The organism is Pseudomonas sp. ES3-33 (assembly GCF_000952175.1).
Classification (GTDB): Bacteria; Pseudomonadota; Gammaproteobacteria; order Pseudomonadales; family Pseudomonadaceae; genus Aquipseudomonas; species Aquipseudomonas gregormendelii.
Genome location: NZ_JZRI01000028.1, coordinates 17,136 through 32,991 on the forward strand (window position 1 = coordinate 17,136; position 15,856 = coordinate 32,991).

At 60.6% G+C, this 15,856-nt stretch carries 14 protein-coding genes; 12 read left to right on the plus strand and 2 right to left on the minus strand.

Annotated features, from left to right (window positions below; genetic code table 11):
• Positions 1-24 precede the first annotated feature (24 nt).
• The 4 genes from UB23_RS03065 (at position 25) to UB23_RS03080 (ending at position 4,354) form a co-directional block, all read left to right on the plus strand.
• Positions 25-1,803 carry an FAD-dependent oxidoreductase gene (locus UB23_RS03065; RefSeq protein ID WP_045057866.1) on the plus strand — a complete coding sequence of 593 codons (1,779 nt, stop codon included), beginning with the start codon at positions 25-27 and terminating at the stop codon, positions 1,801-1,803.
• A complete protein-coding gene (locus UB23_RS03070; protein ID WP_045057867.1) occupies positions 1,772-2,092 on the plus strand; it encodes an NIPSNAP family protein in 321 nt (106 codons plus the stop codon). Before UB23_RS03065 ends, UB23_RS03070 begins: the two co-directional genes overlap by 32 nt.
• A 68-nt stretch (positions 2,093-2,160) precedes the next feature.
• Positions 2,161-3,978 carry an FAD-dependent oxidoreductase gene (locus UB23_RS03075; RefSeq protein ID WP_082069115.1) on the plus strand — a complete coding sequence of 606 codons (1,818 nt, stop codon included), beginning with the start codon at positions 2,161-2,163 and terminating at the stop codon, positions 3,976-3,978.
• Positions 3,962-4,354 carry a hypothetical protein gene (locus UB23_RS03080; protein ID WP_045057868.1) on the plus strand — a complete coding sequence of 131 codons (393 nt, stop codon included), beginning with the start codon at positions 3,962-3,964 and terminating at the stop codon, positions 4,352-4,354. Before UB23_RS03075 ends, UB23_RS03080 begins: the two co-directional genes overlap by 17 nt.
• 170 nt (positions 4,355-4,524) lie before the next feature.
• On the opposite strand, the gene UB23_RS03085 is transcribed toward UB23_RS03080, so the two are convergent.
• On the minus strand, positions 4,525-6,246 hold the full coding sequence (locus UB23_RS03085) for an FAD-dependent oxidoreductase (RefSeq protein WP_045057869.1): 1,722 nt from the start codon (positions 6,244-6,246) through the stop codon (positions 4,525-4,527).
• A gap of 352 nt (positions 6,247-6,598) precedes the next feature.
• Between UB23_RS03085 and UB23_RS03090 the strand changes: the two genes are divergently transcribed.
• Together UB23_RS03090 and UB23_RS03095 are read left to right on the plus strand one after the other, a co-directional pair.
• A complete protein-coding gene (locus UB23_RS03090; RefSeq protein WP_045057870.1) occupies positions 6,599-7,654 on the plus strand; it encodes a Gfo/Idh/MocA family protein in 1,056 nt (351 codons plus the stop codon).
• 2 nt (positions 7,655-7,656) lie between these two features.
• Positions 7,657-8,475, plus strand: coding sequence for a sugar phosphate isomerase/epimerase family protein (locus tag UB23_RS03095; protein ID WP_045057871.1), 819 nt, complete (start codon positions 7,657-7,659; stop codon positions 8,473-8,475).
• A 150-nt stretch (positions 8,476-8,625) separates the two neighbouring features.
• Here the strand turns inward: UB23_RS03095 and UB23_RS03100 are convergent, their stop codons facing one another.
• On the minus strand, positions 8,626-9,402 hold the full coding sequence (locus UB23_RS03100; RefSeq protein WP_045057872.1) for a DNA-binding transcriptional regulator: 777 nt from the start codon (positions 9,400-9,402) through the stop codon (positions 8,626-8,628).
• 134 nt (positions 9,403-9,536) lie between these two features.
• Here UB23_RS03100 and UB23_RS03105 point away from each other — a divergent pair, with 134 nt between their 5' ends.
• The 6 genes from UB23_RS03105 to dmpG are packed head-to-tail and all read left to right on the plus strand — an operon-like array spanning position 9,537 to position 15,850.
• Positions 9,537-11,195, plus strand: a complete 1,659-nt coding sequence (locus tag UB23_RS03105) for a bifunctional 3-(3-hydroxy-phenyl)propionate/3-hydroxycinnamic acid hydroxylase (RefSeq protein WP_152644231.1) — start codon at positions 9,537-9,539, stop codon at positions 11,193-11,195.
• A gap of 1 nt (position 11,196) precedes the next feature.
• Positions 11,197-12,150, plus strand: coding sequence for a 3-carboxyethylcatechol 2,3-dioxygenase (mhpB, locus tag UB23_RS03110; protein WP_045057874.1), 954 nt, complete (start codon positions 11,197-11,199; stop codon positions 12,148-12,150).
• Positions 12,151-12,167: 17 nt separating this feature from the next.
• Entirely contained in the window at positions 12,168-13,031 is an 864-nt protein-coding gene (locus UB23_RS03115; protein ID WP_045057875.1) for an alpha/beta fold hydrolase, read from the plus strand.
• Between the two features lie 14 nt (positions 13,032-13,045).
• Entirely contained in the window at positions 13,046-13,852 is an 807-nt protein-coding gene (gene mhpD / locus UB23_RS03120; RefSeq protein ID WP_045057889.1) for a 2-keto-4-pentenoate hydratase, read from the plus strand.
• 32 nt (positions 13,853-13,884) lie between these two features.
• Positions 13,885-14,820: an acetaldehyde dehydrogenase (acetylating) gene (locus tag UB23_RS03125; protein ID WP_045057876.1), complete on the plus strand. Its 936-nt coding sequence runs from the start codon at positions 13,885-13,887 to the stop codon at positions 14,818-14,820.
• Between the two features lie 10 nt (positions 14,821-14,830).
• The gene (gene dmpG / locus UB23_RS03130; protein ID WP_045057877.1) at positions 14,831-15,850 is read left to right on the plus strand and encodes a 4-hydroxy-2-oxovalerate aldolase; all 1,020 of its coding nucleotides are present in this window, start codon (positions 14,831-14,833) and stop codon (positions 15,848-15,850) included.
• Positions 15,851-15,856 lie beyond the last annotated feature (6 nt).

Below are 15,856 nucleotides of genomic sequence, written 5' to 3' on the forward strand. Positions count from 1 at the left end.
GCGCGTCCTTGACAGGCGATAACAATGAACACTACGACTTTCCTGCATTCTGCCAATGCCGAGCTGACTTATGATGTGATCGTCCTGGGCAGCGGCGCAGCCGGATTCGCTGCAGCGGTGACTGCCAGTTGCCGCGGCCTTAAAGTTCTATTGGTGGAAAAGACCGAGGCCTTCGGCGGTACGTCGGCGATTTCCGGTGGTGCGGTGTGGCTGCACGATACCGACCAGGCCCGTGCTGCCGGGCATCACCTGCCCGCCGAACAGATGCGCATTTACCTGAAAGAGGTGATCGGTACGGGCTACAACCCGCAATTGATCGATGCCTTCATCGAGCAAGGCCGCGAAGCCCTGCGGTACCTGGAAACCCACAGCGAACTCAAGTACAGCCTGAGACCGTTGTCGCCCGACTACTACCCGGACTTGCCGGGTGGCACGCAAACAGGTCGAGCGCTGGAAATCGACGAGTACGACGGTCGTCGCCTCGGCGAGCATTTCAAAGACCTCAAGCGCCCCCCGGATGGCATGCTGCTTTTCGGCGGCATGATGGTCAATCGTGTCGACATCCAGCACTTCCTCAGCATCAAGCGTTCGCCGAAATCCCTCTGGCACTGCCTTAAACTGATCGGACGCTACGCCGTCGACCGCCTCAGCCACCCACGCGGCACCCGCCTGACCGTGGGCAATGCCTTGATCGCGCGCCTGGCCACCAGCGCTATGGCCAACGGCGTCGATCTATGGCTGCAAGCGACGGCCGAGGCGCTGATCGTCGAGCAGGGCTCGGTAAAAGGTGTGCAGATTTCCATGGGCGGAGTGCCCCGTTCCGTGTTCGCTCGTGGCGGTGTGGTGCTGGCCATGGGGGGGTTTGCCGCCGGGGCACAAGCCGCAGAACACCGGCCCGCTACTGATTCGGAGCATTGGAGCATGTCACCGCCTGCCAACGTCGGTGATGGGCAACGCTTGGCCGGCTCTGTCGACGCGGCAATTGGCGACAACCTGTCGGCGAATTTCTTCTGGGCCCCGGTTTCGGTGCTGCACAAGACCGACGGGAGCGTGGAACGCTTTCCGCATCTGGTCACCGACCGCGCTAAACCCGGTGTCATCGCAGTCAACCGTGCCGGGCGGCGTTTCGTCAATGAAGCCAATTCCTATCACTGTTTCGTCGAAGCCATGTTCGCCGAAGGCGGCGCCAATGCTCCCTGCTGGCTGATCTGTGACAGCGAAGCACTGAACAACTACGGCATGGGTTTGGCGCGTCCGCGACCCGTCGACAACAGCGCACTGATCGACGCCGGTTATCTGTTACGTGCCGACAGCCTCGCCGACCTGGCACGCATGGCCGGACTGGATGCGCATTCTCTGGAGCAAACCCTGGCGCAATACAACGACGATGCCGAACGAGGCGTCGACCAACAGTTCGGCAAGGGAAGTACGGCCTACAACCGCTACATGGGTGATCCACTGCATCAACCCAATCCATGCCTGAAACCCCTGCGCAAGGCGCCGTTCTACGCGGTGCGTTTATTTACCGGCGATCTCGGTTCAGCCCGAGGCCTGGTCACCAATGGCCAGGCCAACGTGCTGAATCGCAGCGCAGCGCCGATCCCCGGCCTCTACGCTGCTGGCAATGAAATGAATTCAATCATGGACGGTACCTATCCTGGTCCCGGAATCACCCTTGGCCCAGGCATCACTTTCGGTTATCTCGCCGCCAGCGATATCGCTCGCCGGCTCGAACACAGCACTGCACAACCATCCCGCACTGGAGAACACCATGTACTACGAACTGCGCACCTACACGATTAAACCAACCAAGCTCGGCGACTGGCTGGCCCTGTACAAAAGCGCCGCATTGGCCGTGCAGCAAGAACACTTGGGCAACCTGGTTGGCTTCTTCACCACCGAAATAGGTGAAGTCAATCAAGTGGTGCACATCTGGGGCTACGCCAGCCTTGACGACCGCATGACACGCCGCAATGCCATGGCGGCCGATCCACGCTGGCAGGACTTCGCGCGGCAGAACAAGGAACTGGACGCCGTGGTGACGCTGGATTCACGACTGCTGCGTCCGACCGACTTTTCCCCGCTCAAATAGCACTTCCGCCGCGTTGCGCTGCTTCTGATCGGGAGCGGCCAACCTCATTCCCTCTCGCGGTAATTCTTATGTACATCAGCGATCCCCTGCTTTGTGATGTTCTGGTCGTCGGCTCTGGTGCCTCTGGCCTGGCAGCGGCGGTGACTGCTGCGCAACTGAACCTCGACGTCATCGTTGTGGAGAAGGAGCCGCAGCTAGGCGGCACCAGCGCTTGGTCCGGCGGTTGGCTGTGGATTCCGCGCAACCCATTGGCCATCGCCGACGGTATCGTCGAAGACCTGGAACAGTCGAGGATTTACCTGCGTCATGAACTACGCAGCGAAGTGCTCGACCCGCGCGTAGAAACGTTCCTGGAACAAGGGCCGAGGATGATCGACTTTTTTCAACGCCATACCGAGGTGCAGTTTTTCTCCGGCAGCAAAATGCCTGATTTTCACGCCGGCGAAGGCCATGTAAAAGGTGGCCGCTCGGTCTGTGCGCAACCATTTGACGGTCGTCGCCTGGGCCCTTGGATCAACAAACTCCGCCCCCCGCTCGACATCATCAGCCTTGCGGGAATGGGCATCGCCGGCGGTGCCGACCTCAATCATTTTCTCAACGCCCGCCAGTCGCCGTCCTCATTGCTCTACGCCGGCAAGCGACTGTTGCGCCATGCCCGCGACCTGCTGTTTCATGGCCGGGGCCTGCACCTGGTGAACGGCAACGCACTGGTTGCCCGCCTGCTGAAAAGCGCGCTGGATCGTAAAGTTCGCCTGCTGACCGACACGCCCGTACGCGAACTGCTGCGTGACGGTGAGCGCGTGTTCGGAGCTCGTGTCGAATCTGCCGGGCGCCTGATCGAGATCCGCACTCGACGAGGCGTGGTGCTCGCTTGCGGTGGTTTTCCCCACGACCAGCAGCGCATCGCCCGCCTGTTCGGGCATGCCCCCAATGGCACCGAACATTTGAGCGCAGCGCCCAAAGGCAATACCGGCGATGGCTTGCGCCTTGGCGAAAGCGTCGGAGCGTGCGTGGCATCCGACTTGACCCATGCTGCAGCGTGGGCACCGGTGTCCCGAGTGCCGCGTGAAGATGGCGGTTTCAGCGGTTTTGCGCACCTGATGGAACGAGCCAAACCCGGATTCATCGCCGTGCGCCAAAATGGCCAACGCTTTGTCAACGAGGCCGACTCCTACCACGATTTCATGTGCGCGCTGTTTGAGGCCACGGAACCTGGAGAATGCCCTGTGTCCTGGCTGATCTGCGATCACCGCACACAACGTCGCTATGGACTGGGCTGGTCCAAACCCTTTCCGTTTCCGACCGCCAGGTATGTGCGCGAGGGCTATCTGTTCAAAGCCCCGACGTTGGTCGAACTGGCACTCCAATGTGGCATCGATGCGCAGCAGCTCGAAGAGACCGTTAGCGCTTTCAACCTAGGCGCGGAACTCGGTCACGACCCACTATTTCACCGTGGTGAGTCGTTGTACAACAGAGCACAGGGGGAAGTTTTACATGGGCCAAACCCGTCCCTCGGCAGTCTACGCAGAGGGCCGTTCTATGCGGTGAAGCTGGTGCCCGGCAGCCTCGGCACCTTCGCCGGCCTGAACACCGATGCCTGTGCCCGCGCATTAGATGAACACGGCGCGCCGATCCCGGGGCTATTTGCCGTAGGCAATGACATGAACAGCATCATGAACGGCCATTACCCAAGCGGCGGCATCACGCTCGGTCCTGGAATGACCTTCGGTTACATCGCCGCAAGAGTTCTTGCCGGTCAGGCAGACGAAGGAAATCAGCCGGTCGAAATGAGCTTTTCCAAGGCAGAAGAAATCGCCGGGGCAGATGAGCGTATGCGAAGTGATCAAGAAAAATTATCGGGAGTCTGCAATGAAAAATACACCTAGCAAGGCAATGCCTTCACGCTTGGCGTCCAGCTACCCAGATGTCCAACATGCATTGGACACGAGCATCCCAAGCAAAAAAATGGATGTGGCAACTCGTATCGTCTTGTGGGCAGCAAATGAAGCTGGCCTGAACAGGGCCGATATAGTTGTCGCACTCTCAAAAAGAGACCCAGAGCTATTCGACGACCTTTTCGCCGAAATGGAGGAGCAGCAATTCAAACTGTTTGAGCGCGGAGACGAGTTGCACCTATCGTTTTTCAGCAAGGCACGTGTCTATAACGCTAGCGCTTGGTTGGCTCGTGGAGCCCCTCATGAAGCAATATACGAGTCAACTTTTGCGACGGAAAAAACGCTCGTGGTTGCTGATTTTTTCTAGCAAATAAACGGCCATGCAATGATCTTGAGAGCCACCGTTGGTGGGTGAGCTTCCAGTCAGCTTGTGACGCCGTCGATGACGTTTACTATTCCAGGGCTGATTGGCCATTGGTTGGCCTCGCTGTTGGCTTTCAAACCCTGGGCATAAAAGTGTGCGTCCCGGTCGATCTCTTATTCATAAGTAGTGATGCCGGCGATATGGCGCGCGGCGATGTAGCCGAAAGTCAGCGCCGGCCCCAGGTTGATACCGCCAGCGGGGTAGTGGCCGCCCATGATGCTGGCCATGTCACCTCCCGCCGCATACAGGCCGGTGATGGCCCGGCCCGAGTCGTCGAGGACCTGGGCGTGTTGATTGACCTTGAGCCCGGCGAAAGTGCCGAAACAACCCGGTTCGACTTTCACGGCATAGAACGGCCCTTGTTCAATAGGCGCGACGCAGGGGTTGGGCTGCTGCAGCGCATCACCCTGTTTGCGGTTGTAGGGCGTCGAGCCTCGGCCGAATTGCGGGTCCTGGCCATTGCGCGCGTGGCGGTTGTAGTCCGACATGGTGGTGCGCAAGCCAACTGGGTCGATGCCGCAGGCCAGTGCCAATTCCTCCAGGGTCTTGCCGCTTTTCAGATAACCGCTGCGGATGAAGGATGACAGCGGTACCGGAAACGGCCGAGAAATACCCAAGCCATAACGTCGCTGAAAGCCATGACTGCAGATTAACCAAGAGGCCACTGCTTCGCCGGGCGGGGAGCAGTCGACCATGGCCGTCACATAGTCGTAGTAGCCATTGGCTTCGTTGACGAAGCGCTGACCGTTGCTAAGCACACCGATGATCCCCGGCTTTCCGCGCTCGATGATGTGCGGAAAATGGCCGCTGCTGCCATCGCGGTGTGGCACTCGTGAAACCGGTGCCCAGGCCACAGGCGACACCTGCTGGGTGTCGACTCGGGCGCCGGCGCTCTCGCCCAGCCGCAGGCCATCGCCAGACACGCCGAGGGGCGGCAGTGCCAAGTGTTCGTGTCCGGTCGGTGTGCGGGGGAACAGGGCCTTGCGCCGTTCGATATCATTGGCGAAACCGCCGGCCGCGAGCACCACCGCCCTGCGAGCCTTGATGCGAATCGAACCTTTGGCTGTGCGAACCACGGCGCCCTGAACCTGATTGTTCTCGCGCAACAACTCGGTAACCGGTGCCGATTCCCACAGCAGCACGCCAAGATCGTCGGCGGATTTCGCCAGGCGCGCTACCAGCGCCACGCCGTTGACCAGTTGCATCGCCCGACCATGCACGGCGAGGTCTAGCAAATGGCGAGTGAAACGCCGTGTAACGTGCCAGGCCGCCGACCAAGAGCGGGTCAGGTTGAGAAACGCGGTAAGGTCTGCGCCCGCCATGATCGGCATGCCCATGAAGGCTGTTTCGCGCATGGTTTTGCGCAGGCGCTTGAGCAGCTTGCCGACGTTGCGCGCGTCATAGGGCGCGGCGATCACCGAACGCCCGCCGGTACCGGCCCCCGGCGTGTCCCCATGAATGTCGGCAATCGCGTTGCCGTCGGCGAATTGCAGCGAGGTGTGTTGTTCGAAGAACGCCACCATGCGCGGTGCGGCCTCAAGGAAGGCATCGATCATCGCCGGGTCATACCGATCGCCCAGTTCATGTTCTAAGTAGGTGCGCGGTTGTTCAACGTCTTCAACGATGCCGGCCCGTCGGGCCAAGGGATTGCACGGTACCCACGCCCAGCCACCGGACCAAGCTGTGGCGCCGCCGAAAACCGGGTCTTTTTCCACCACTATCACTTTCAGGCCATGCCATGCCGCCGTCACGGCCGTTGCCAGGCCGGCTGCACCGGAACCGACGATTAGTACATCGCAGTCGATGTCGGGGAGGCAGTACGGTTGGACACGCATGGTATGAGCTCCGATGCTTATTTATTGGAATTTGATTCCGGAAAATATAGTAAGGCGGAACTGGGCGGCAAGTTGCTGATCCGCAAAATGGGCGGTTATCGGACAGCTAGTTCAGATTTCGCTCGCCTGCGAAAATCCTTCGCGGGACCGTGCTTGCTCACGAAGATGGCGTGTCAGTCGACATTTAAGTTGAATGACCCACCGCACTCGCGAGCAAGTCCCACACGCATTTGGCCTTATCAAAGGTGTGCGCTGTTCGAACACTTTCAAAGTACCCTTGTATAAGAAAATGGAATCAGGTTCTAAATTATTGAAATTCGACTTCCAACAATAATCACAAGAGGACCGCTGCATGAGTTTGCCCCTTCGAATAGCCCTTATCGGTGCTGGCACCATGGGCCAGCAGCATTACCAGCATCTGAAAAATCTGACTGAAGCGACGTTGTGTGCAGTGGCCGACCCCGGGCCCCAAGCACCGGGTCTCGCGAAGGAGTGGGGTGTGGAATATTTCGCCGATCATCGTCAGATGCTGGAGCAGGTAAAGCCTGCTGCCGTCATTGTCGCCAACCCGAATGCGCTGCACGTCAGCACCGCGCTCGATTGCCTGGCTGCCGGCGTCCCGGTGTTGCTGGAAAAGCCGGTGAGCGTGCACCTGGATGAGGCCCGTGAGCTGGTGACTGCCTCGAAGTCGAGCGGCGTTGCGGTGTTGGTCGGCCATCATCGACGCCACAATCCCTTGATCGTGCGCGCTCATGAACTTGTCCACAGCGGCGCGTTAGGGCGGTTGAGCACCGTGACCGCGCTCTGGCAATTGCGCAAACCCGATAGTTATTTCGAGACAGCCTGGCGCCGCGAGCCCGGTGCGGGCATGTTGTTGACTAACCTGATCCATGATCTCGATCTGCTCAGGCATCTGTGCGGCGAAGTTCGCCAGGTGCAGGCCATCACCAGTAACGCCGTGCGTGGGTTTGCCAACGAGGATTGCGCGGCCGTGCTTCTGCAATTCGAAAACGGTGCGCTGGGCAGTCTGACCGGGTCCGATGCGGTGGCGGCACCCTGGAGCTGGGAGCTGGGTTCCGGAGAGAACCCGGTATATCCACGCCAAGCCGACCAACCGTGCTACTTGCTTGCGGGCACTGCGGGAGCGCTGAGTATCCCGCAGCTCAAACGCTGGCACTACACGCAAGCGGACGGTGGATGGCATCAACCCTTGGTGCCGACTAACGAGCCCTGCAGTGTCGATCAAGCGCTGCGCTTGCAGCTGCAGCACTTCGTGCGCGTTGCGCGTGGAGAGGCCGAACCGCTGGTCAGCGCCGCCGATGCAGCCCGCACCCTGGCGCTGGTCGAAGCGATTCGCCAAGCCGCTGAAACCGGGCGCGCCTGCGCACCCGCCTTGATCGAGGGTTGACCATGAGTGAACGAATTTTTTCCCTGGCCAGTCTGACTGTGCTGGAGTTGTCACCGCCGGACATGGTCGAAGTTGCGGCGCGGGCCGGTTACAGTCATGTCGGCTTGCGCCTGTTGCCGGCGACCCCAGAGGAACACCATTTTGCGTTGGTCGCCGATGCCGATCTGCGGCGCCAAACCTTGGCACGTCTGCGCAATACCGGCATTCGTGTCCTGGATATTGAAATCCTGCGGCTTAAACCGGACACCGTTGTTGATGATTTCGAGCGGGTGCTGGCAGTGGGAGCCGAATTCGGTGCCAGTGAGTTGCTGGTGGCTGGTAACGATCCTGACGAGGAGCGGCTGACAGAAAACTTTGCCCGGCTATGCGATCTGTCAGCGCCCTACGGACTGCATCCGCACTTGGAGTTCATGCCCTGGACCGACGCGCCTGATCTGCAGCAAGCCGTGCGCATCGTTGAAAAGGCCGAACGTGAAAACGCAGCAGTGCTGGTCGACGCGTTTCACTTCGATCGCTCTGGGTCACGGCTGGAAGATCTGGCCAGGGTTGCCCCCTCGCGCTTGCGGTACGCGCAGTTGTGTGACGTAGCGGGTCCCCGGCCTGCAGACATGGCCGAGGTCTTACGGCAGGCGCGTAATGAACGGCGTTTTCCAGGCGATGGCGATTGTGATCTGCCAGGGCTGTTGCGGTGTCTGCCGGCTGACATCCCTTTGAGTCTGGAGATTCCCACCGCGAAACTGCTGGAGCAGGGCGTGAGTGGGCTGGAACGGGCGGAGATGGCATTGAGTAAAACCCTTCAATTGCTAGCGCGACTGACTTAGCTCCCGTGAAGTTTTTCACTATGAACATGGGCCCCCAATTACCATTAGCGCCCCGCTTCCGGTGTCGATCAGCTATTGCCAGAAGGTGTACGCCAGCCTGCTTGGCTGGCTATTGCTCCCCACCACCGGACCCGGACCAAACAGGCAACATCAGCCCAATTGAGCCTGGATCTGTTTCACTACGCCCTGCATCGCCGGCAAGTAGCGACGAGCGGCTTCCTCAATGGGCATCGCTTTAGCGATGTACACCAAATTCAGGCAGCCCATCACCTGCTCCTCGTGCATGACCGGGATAGCAATGGCGGCGATCTTGCGTTCCAGGCCCCAGTGCGAGTTGTTTTCGCCATACCCCTTGGCCAGCGTGTGCTCCACCAGCCGATCGACAAAACGACGATCCGCGGCCAGCACCGATTGTTCATCTTCGCGGCTGATCATCAATTCGATCAACTCTTCCCGCTCGGCGGGTGGGCAGAACGCAAAGTACGCACGCCCGGTCGCGGTCATTAGCAAGGGCAGGCGCCGACCCACCATGGAGCGGTGAAACGACAGGCGGCTGAAGCGATGAGTGGTCTCGCGAATGACCATGGCATCGCCGTCCAGCGTGCACAGGTCGGTGGGCCAGATGACTTCCTGCAACAACTCTCCGAGCAAGGGCGCGGCGATGGAGGAAATCCATTGCTCATCGCGAAAACCTTCACTGAGTTCGCGCACTTTCAACGTCAGACGATAACTGTCATCCGACTCGCTACGCCGCACATAACCCTCAGCCTGCAGGGTCTCCAACAGCCTGCGCACGGTGGTGCGATGCAGCCCGCTCTGCTCAGCCAGTTGCGCGGTGCTGGCGCCGCCGTCGAAGCGGTTCAAGTCATTAATCAGTGCCAAACCTCGCATCAGGCCACGTACGGCTTTGTATTCGGTCTCGCTCATGGCTGGATCCTTTATCGTTGTAAATCAATCATGTGCACCCAGTGCACACTAACAAGGGTTGTCGTTGTCGACCAGCCCCGTGATTTCCATACTGGGCCCAATAAGAAATCCAAAAGCGCTGTACGGAGATGACCATGAGTTCTGCACCCACTCCTTCCTCATTGGACCTGACCACCGATGTCGCGATTATCGGCGCCGGCCCGGTTGGCCTGATGATCGCCAACTATCTGGGTCAATGTGGCGTGAACGTCACCGTGGTGGAAAAGCTCGAGAGACTGATCGACTATCCCCGCGCCATCGGTCTGGACGACGAAAGCCTGCGTACTTTTCAAGCAGTCGGATTGGCCGACAACGTGCTGCCGCACACCACGCCGTGGCACGCCATGCGGTTCCTGACGCCGAAGGGTCGCTGCTTTGCCGATATTCAGCCGAAAACCGACGAGTTCGGCTGGTCACGCCGCAACGCGTTCATTCAACCCTTGGCCGACCGTGTGTTGTTCGAAGGTCTGGCGCGCTTTGCCAACGTCAAGGTGTTATTCAGTCGCGAACTCGAAGGCTTCGAGCAAAGCGACAGTGGAGTGGCGCTCACCCTCAAAAATTCAGAGGGTCGTGGCGAACGCTTGCAGGCCAAGTACCTGATTGGCTGCGACGGCGGCAACAGCCTGGTGCGGCGCAGCCTGGACATCAGTTTCGAAGGCAAGACCGCACCCAATCAGTGGATCGTGGTCGACATTGCCAACGACCCGCTGGCCACGCCCCATGTTTATCTATGCTGTGACCCCGTGCGTCCTTACGTGTCCGCCGCCCTGCCCCATGGCGTGCGTCGATTTGAGTTCATGGTGATGCCCGGCGAAACAGAGGCAGAGCTGAGCAAGCCCGAGAACATGCGCAAGCTACTGGCCAAGGTGTTGCCGAACCCGGACCACATCGAGTTGATCCGCAGCCGCGTCTATACCCATAACGCTCGTCTGGCCGGTCGGTTCCGTCAGGGCCGGGTGCTGCTGGCAGGCGATGCTGCGCATATCATGCCGGTGTGGCAAGGCCAGGGGTACAACAGCGGCATGCGCGATGCCTCGAACCTGGCGTGGAAGCTGTCGCTGGTGATCAAGGGGCTGGCGGCCGACAGCCTGCTCGACAGCTACGAACAGGAGCGCCGCGACCACGCCAAGGCAATGATCAATCTTTCCGTGCTCGCCGGCCACGTGTTGGCCCCCCCGAAACGCTGGCAAGGCACCCTGCGCGATGGCGTGTCGTGGCTGCTCAACTACCTGCCGCCAGTCAAACGCTACTTCGTGGAAATGCGCTTCAAACCCATGCCGCAATACACCCGGGGCGCCTTGATCGTGCCGAGTGAAAGGGGCTCGCCGGTAGGCAAGATGTTCATTCAGCCGAAGGTGTTGACTGACGCCGGCACCACTGTGTTGCTGGATGAAGTGATCGGCGAAAACTTTGCAATTATCGCCTGGGGCTGCGATCCGACCTGGGGCCTGACGCCGGCGCAAATTAAGCAATGGAAAGCCCTGGGCACCCGCTTTATTCAAGTGTTGCCGGATGTGCAGCTCAGAGCACCGAGTGATGCCGGCCCCGACGTGATCCGCGTCGGAGACAGCACCGGTCGTCTCAAGGAATGGTTCGCTCGCGGCACTTCGTCCATCGCCCTGGTGCGTCCAGACCGCTTCCTCGCCGGCCTGGCCATCCCCCAAACCGTTGACCAAGCCTGCGATGAATTGGCCCGGGCGCTCAAAGTCCTGCCGCAACCGGTTGCGAAAGCTGTTGTCAGCAAGGTGGCTTGAGATGAATGCCTATCTGCATTGCTTGTCTCACACACCACTGGTGGGCTACGTAGACCCAGAGCCACACGTGCTGGCGGAGGTCGATGGCATGATCAGCGATGCCCGTGAACGCATCGCCCGCTTCGACCCGGAGTTGGTCGTGTTGTTTGGCCCCGACCACTACAACGGCTTTTTCTACGACATGATGCCGGCCTTCTGCATCGGCATGGCGGCCGACGCCATCGGCGACTTCGACACCGCCGCCGGTCCCCTGGACGTGCCCAAAGCGCTGGCTGAATCCTGCGCCCAGGCGGTGTTGGATGCCGGTATCGACGCCGCTGTGTCTTATCGCATGCAGGTCGACCATGCGTTCGCCCAACCGCTGGAACTATTGCTGGGTGGCTTACAAGGTTGCCCGGTGATCCCGGTGTTCATCAATTCGGTCGCCGTGCCCCTGCCCGGCTTCAAGCGTGCCCGTCTGCTTGGTGAATCGATTGGCCAGTGGGCGCAGTCGCTGAACAAACGCGTGCTGTTCCTGGCGTCCGGAGGGTTGTCCCATCAACCTCCGGTGCCGGAACTGGCCAAAGTCGATGCGCGCATGGCCGATCGGTTGATGGGCAGCGGTCGCCAATTGCCAGCTGATGAGCGACAGGCGCGCCAGGAACGAGTCATCCAGGCTGCCCGGGACTTCGTTGAAGACCAACGCAGTCTGCACCCGCTAAATCCGGTTTGGGACCAGCAGTTCCTCGACACCCTTGAACAGGGCCGCCTGAGCGACCTCGATGCGCTGGGCAATGACGAGCTGTCGGCATTGGCCGGCAAGTCCACACATGAAGTGAAAACCTGGGTCGCCGCCTTCGCCGCCCTTAATGCCTTCGGCCCGTATCAAACCGAAGGTCGCTATTACCGTCCTATTCCCGAGTGGATTGCAGGCTTCGCCGCCCTCGGCGCACAGCCGCTGAACAACCACCATTGAATTCAAGGAACACTGCCATGACAGCCACTGCATTTACCGAAGCTTCCACCAGCCGCTTTGCCCGTATCAAGGAAGGCGATCTGGACCTGCAACTGCACTACAACGACGTTGGCGAAGGTGCCGAAACCGTGGTCATGCTGCACGGCTCCGGCCCGGGCGCCAGCGGCTGGGCCAACTTCCATCGCAATATCGAGCCGCTGCTGAATGCCGGTTACCGCGTGATCCTGATGGATTGCCCAGGCTGGAGCAAAAGCGACACGATCGTCAGCGAAGGCTCGCGCTCGAACCTCAATGCGCAAGCGCTCAAGGGCCTGCTCGATGTGCTGGAACTGGACCGCGTACACCTCATCGGCAACTCGATGGGTGCCCACAGCACAGTCGCCTTCGCCCTGGAATATCCTGAGCGGATCGGCAAACTGATCCTGATGGGTGGCGGTACCGGCGGCCCAAGCGCGTTTGTTCCCCAGCCCACTGAAGGCATCAAGCTGATCGGCGCGCTGTACCGCGAGCCGACCATCGAGAACCTGAAGAAGATGATGAACGTCTTCGTTTTCGATGCCAGTGGCCTGACCGACGAAATGTTCCAGACCCGCCTGGACAATATTCTGGCGCGCCGCGATCACCTGGAAAACTTCGTCAAGAGCAGCACTCTCAACCCCAAGCAATTTCCGGATTTCAGCCACCGCCTGCACGAAATCACCGCCGACACCCTGATCGTCTGGGGCCGTGAGGACCGCTTCGTGCCGATGGACACCGGCTTGCGCTTGCTGGCCGGCTTGCCCAAAGCGCAACTGCACGTGTTCAACCGTTGCGGCCACTGGGCGCAGTGGGAACACGCCGAGAAGTTCAACCGCATGGTCCTGGACTTCCTGACCCATTGAACACCGAGGCCGACATGAACCTGACTCAAGACACACTGCGACAGCTCGCCGCTGACCTGCGCCAGGCCGAAGCCCACGGCGAAGCCATCGGGCCACTGCGCGAGCAGATCGGCGAAAAAAACGCCGAAGCCGCTTACAGCATTCAGCGCCTCAACGTCGACCACGGCGTGGCCAACGGCCGTCGCGTGGTCGGCCGCAAGATCGGCCTGACCAATCCAAAGGTGCAGGCGCAGTTGGGCGTCGACCAGCCAGACTTCGGCACCCTGTTCGCCGACATGTGTTACGGCGATAACGAAAGCGTGCCGGTGAGCCGCGTACTGCAACCGAAGATCGAGGCCGAAATCGCCTTGGTCCTCGAACGCGATCTACCCCGCGCGGACACTACATTTGCCGACGTAGTGGCGGCCACTGGCTGGGTGGTCCCGGCACTGGAAATCGTAGGCAGCCGCGTGCAGAACTGGAACATCCGCTTCGTCGATACCGTGGCGGACAACGCCTCCAGCGGCTGCTTCGTATTGGGGGGGCCGGCTCGACGCATCGACGGACTTGACCTGCGCCAAGCCAGCATGCGCATGACCCGCAATGGTGAAGAAGTCTCCAGCGGCAGCGGCGCCGAGTGCCTCGGGCATCCGCTCAACGCGGCCGTCTGGCTGGCCCGGACCATGGCTCGCCTCGGCGATCCGCTGCGGGCGGGCGACATCATTCTGACCGGCGCACTCGGGCCAATGGTGGCGGTGGCCGGTGGTGATCGTTTCGAAGCTGAAATTGAAGGCATCGGCAGAGTCGGTGTGGACTTCACGGTAGACAGTAGCGCCGAGTGATCGGCGACTTGCGTGCACATGAGGCAATAACAATGAATAAACTCAAAGTCGCCATCATCGGTTCCGGCAACATCGGCACCGACTTGATGATCAAGATCCTGCGTAACGCCAAGCATCTGGAAATGGCGGTGATGGTAGGCATCGACCCGGCCTCGGACGGCTTGGCCCGCGCCTCGCGCCTGGGCGTGGCGGTGACCCATGAAGGCGTTGAAGGCCTGACCCGTATGGACACCTTCAAGGACATCGACTTCGTGTTCGATGCCACCTCGGCCGGTGCCCACGTCAAGAATGACGCCTTCCTGCGCTCGATCAAACCTGGTATCCGCCTGATCGACCTGACCCCGGCAGCCATCGGCCCGTACTGCGTGCCTGTAGTGAATCTGGAGCAGAATCTGGATCAGCTCAACGTCAACATGGTCACCTGCGGTGGCCAGGCGACGATCCCGATGGTCGCGGCCGTATCGCGCGTGGCCAAGGTGCATTACGCCGAAATCGTCGCCTCGATCGCCAGCAAGTCCGCCGGCCCCGGCACCCGCGCCAACATCGACGAGTTCACCGAGACCACGTCTAAAGCCATCGAAGTGATCGGCGGCGCCGCCAAGGGCAAGGCGATCATCGTGATGAACCCAGCCGAGCCGCCGCTGATGATGCGCGACACGGTGTTTGTGCTGTCTGAAGCGGCCGACCAGGCGCTGGTCGAGGCGTCCATAGTGGAAATGGCTGCGGCGGTGCAAGCCTATGTGCCGGGCTATCGCCTCAAGCAGAAAGTGCAGTTCGACATCATCCCCGAAGACGCGCCGCTGCACATACCGGGCCTCGGCACCTTCTCCGGACTCAAGACCTCGGTGTTCCTCGAAGTCGAAGGCGCAGCCCATTACCTGCCGGCTTACGCCGGTAATCTCGACATCATGACCTCCGCTGCCTTGGCTACTGCCGAGCGCATGGCGCAGTCGATGCTCAACGCCTGAGGAGACCGACATGACCTTTAATCCCGACAAAAAAATCTACATCTCCGACGTGACCCTGCGCGATGGCAGCCACGCGGTTCGCCATCAGTACTCGCTGCAGAACGTGCAGGACATCGCCCGCGCTCTGGACAAGGCCAAGGTCGATTCGATCGAAGTTGCCCACGGTGATGGCCTGCAAGGTTCCAGCTTCAACTACGGCTTTGCCGCGCACACTGATCTGGAATGGATCGAAGCCGCCGCCGACGTGATCAGCCACGCCAAAATCACCACCTTGCTGCTGCCCGGCATCGGTACGGTTCATGACCTGAAAGCCGCGTACAACGCCGGTGCCCGGGTGGTACGCATCGCCACCCATTGCACCGAAGCGGATGTCTCGAAACAACACATCGAGTACGCCCGCGAGCTGGGCATGGACACCGTCGGCTTCCTGATGATGAGCCACATGATCCCGGCCGAACAGCTGGCGGACCAGGCCAAGTTGATGGAAAGCTACGGCGCGACCTGCGTGTACATGGCCGACTCCGGTGGTGCGATGAACATGCAGGACATTCGTGACCGTTTCCGCGCGTTCAAAGCCGTACTCAAGCCGGAAACCGAAACCGGCATGCACGCGCACCACAACCTGAGCCTGGGCGTGGCCAACTCGATCACCGCGGTCGAGGAAGGCTGCGACCGCATCGACGCCAGCCTTGCCGGCATGGGCGCCGGCGCCGGTAACGCACCGCTGGAAGTGTTCATCGCCGCCGCCGAACGCCTGGGCTGGAATCACGGCACCGACCTGTACACGCTGATGGATGCGGCGGACGACATCGTGCGCCCGCTACAGGATCGGCCAGTGCGGGTCGATCGCGAGACCCTGGCCCTCGGTTACGCCGGTGTCTATTCGAGCTTCCTGCGCCACGCCGAAATCGCTGCCGCGAAGTACGGCCTCAAGACCCTCGACATCCTCGTCGAATTGGGCAAGCGGCGGATGGTCGGTGGTCAGGAAGACATGATCGTCGACGTGGCGCTGGATCTGCTCAAACGCTGAACCGCG

Bases quoted from the DNA above. Each gene is read 5' to 3' on its own strand.
- dmpG (WP_045057877.1), top strand. From the start codon at position 14,831: ATGACCTTTAATCCCGACAAAAAAATCTACATCTCCGACGTGACCCTG.
- UB23_RS03080 (WP_045057868.1), top strand. From the start codon at position 3,962: ATGAAAAATACACCTAGCAAGGCAATGCCTTCACGCTTGGCGTCCAGC.
- UB23_RS03090 (WP_045057870.1), top strand. From the start codon at position 6,599: ATGAGTTTGCCCCTTCGAATAGCCCTTATCGGTGCTGGCACCATGGGC.
- UB23_RS03085 (WP_045057869.1), bottom strand. From the start codon at position 6,246: ATGCGTGTCCAACCGTACTGCCTCCCCGACATCGACTGCGATGTACTA.
- UB23_RS03095 (WP_045057871.1), top strand. From the start codon at position 7,657: ATGAGTGAACGAATTTTTTCCCTGGCCAGTCTGACTGTGCTGGAGTTG.
- UB23_RS03105 (WP_152644231.1), top strand. From the start codon at position 9,537: ATGAGTTCTGCACCCACTCCTTCCTCATTGGACCTGACCACCGATGTC.
- UB23_RS03125 (WP_045057876.1), top strand. From the start codon at position 13,885: ATGAATAAACTCAAAGTCGCCATCATCGGTTCCGGCAACATCGGCACC.
- UB23_RS03070 (WP_045057867.1), top strand. From the start codon at position 1,772: ATGTACTACGAACTGCGCACCTACACGATTAAACCAACCAAGCTCGGC.
- UB23_RS03100 (WP_045057872.1), bottom strand. From the start codon at position 9,402: ATGAGCGAGACCGAATACAAAGCCGTACGTGGCCTGATGCGAGGTTTG.
- UB23_RS03075 (WP_082069115.1), top strand. From the start codon at position 2,161: ATGTACATCAGCGATCCCCTGCTTTGTGATGTTCTGGTCGTCGGCTCT.
- UB23_RS03065 (WP_045057866.1), top strand. From the start codon at position 25: ATGAACACTACGACTTTCCTGCATTCTGCCAATGCCGAGCTGACTTAT.
- mhpD (WP_045057889.1), top strand. From the start codon at position 13,046: ATGAACCTGACTCAAGACACACTGCGACAGCTCGCCGCTGACCTGCGC.
- UB23_RS03115 (WP_045057875.1), top strand. From the start codon at position 12,168: ATGACAGCCACTGCATTTACCGAAGCTTCCACCAGCCGCTTTGCCCGT.
- mhpB (WP_045057874.1), top strand. From the start codon at position 11,197: ATGAATGCCTATCTGCATTGCTTGTCTCACACACCACTGGTGGGCTAC.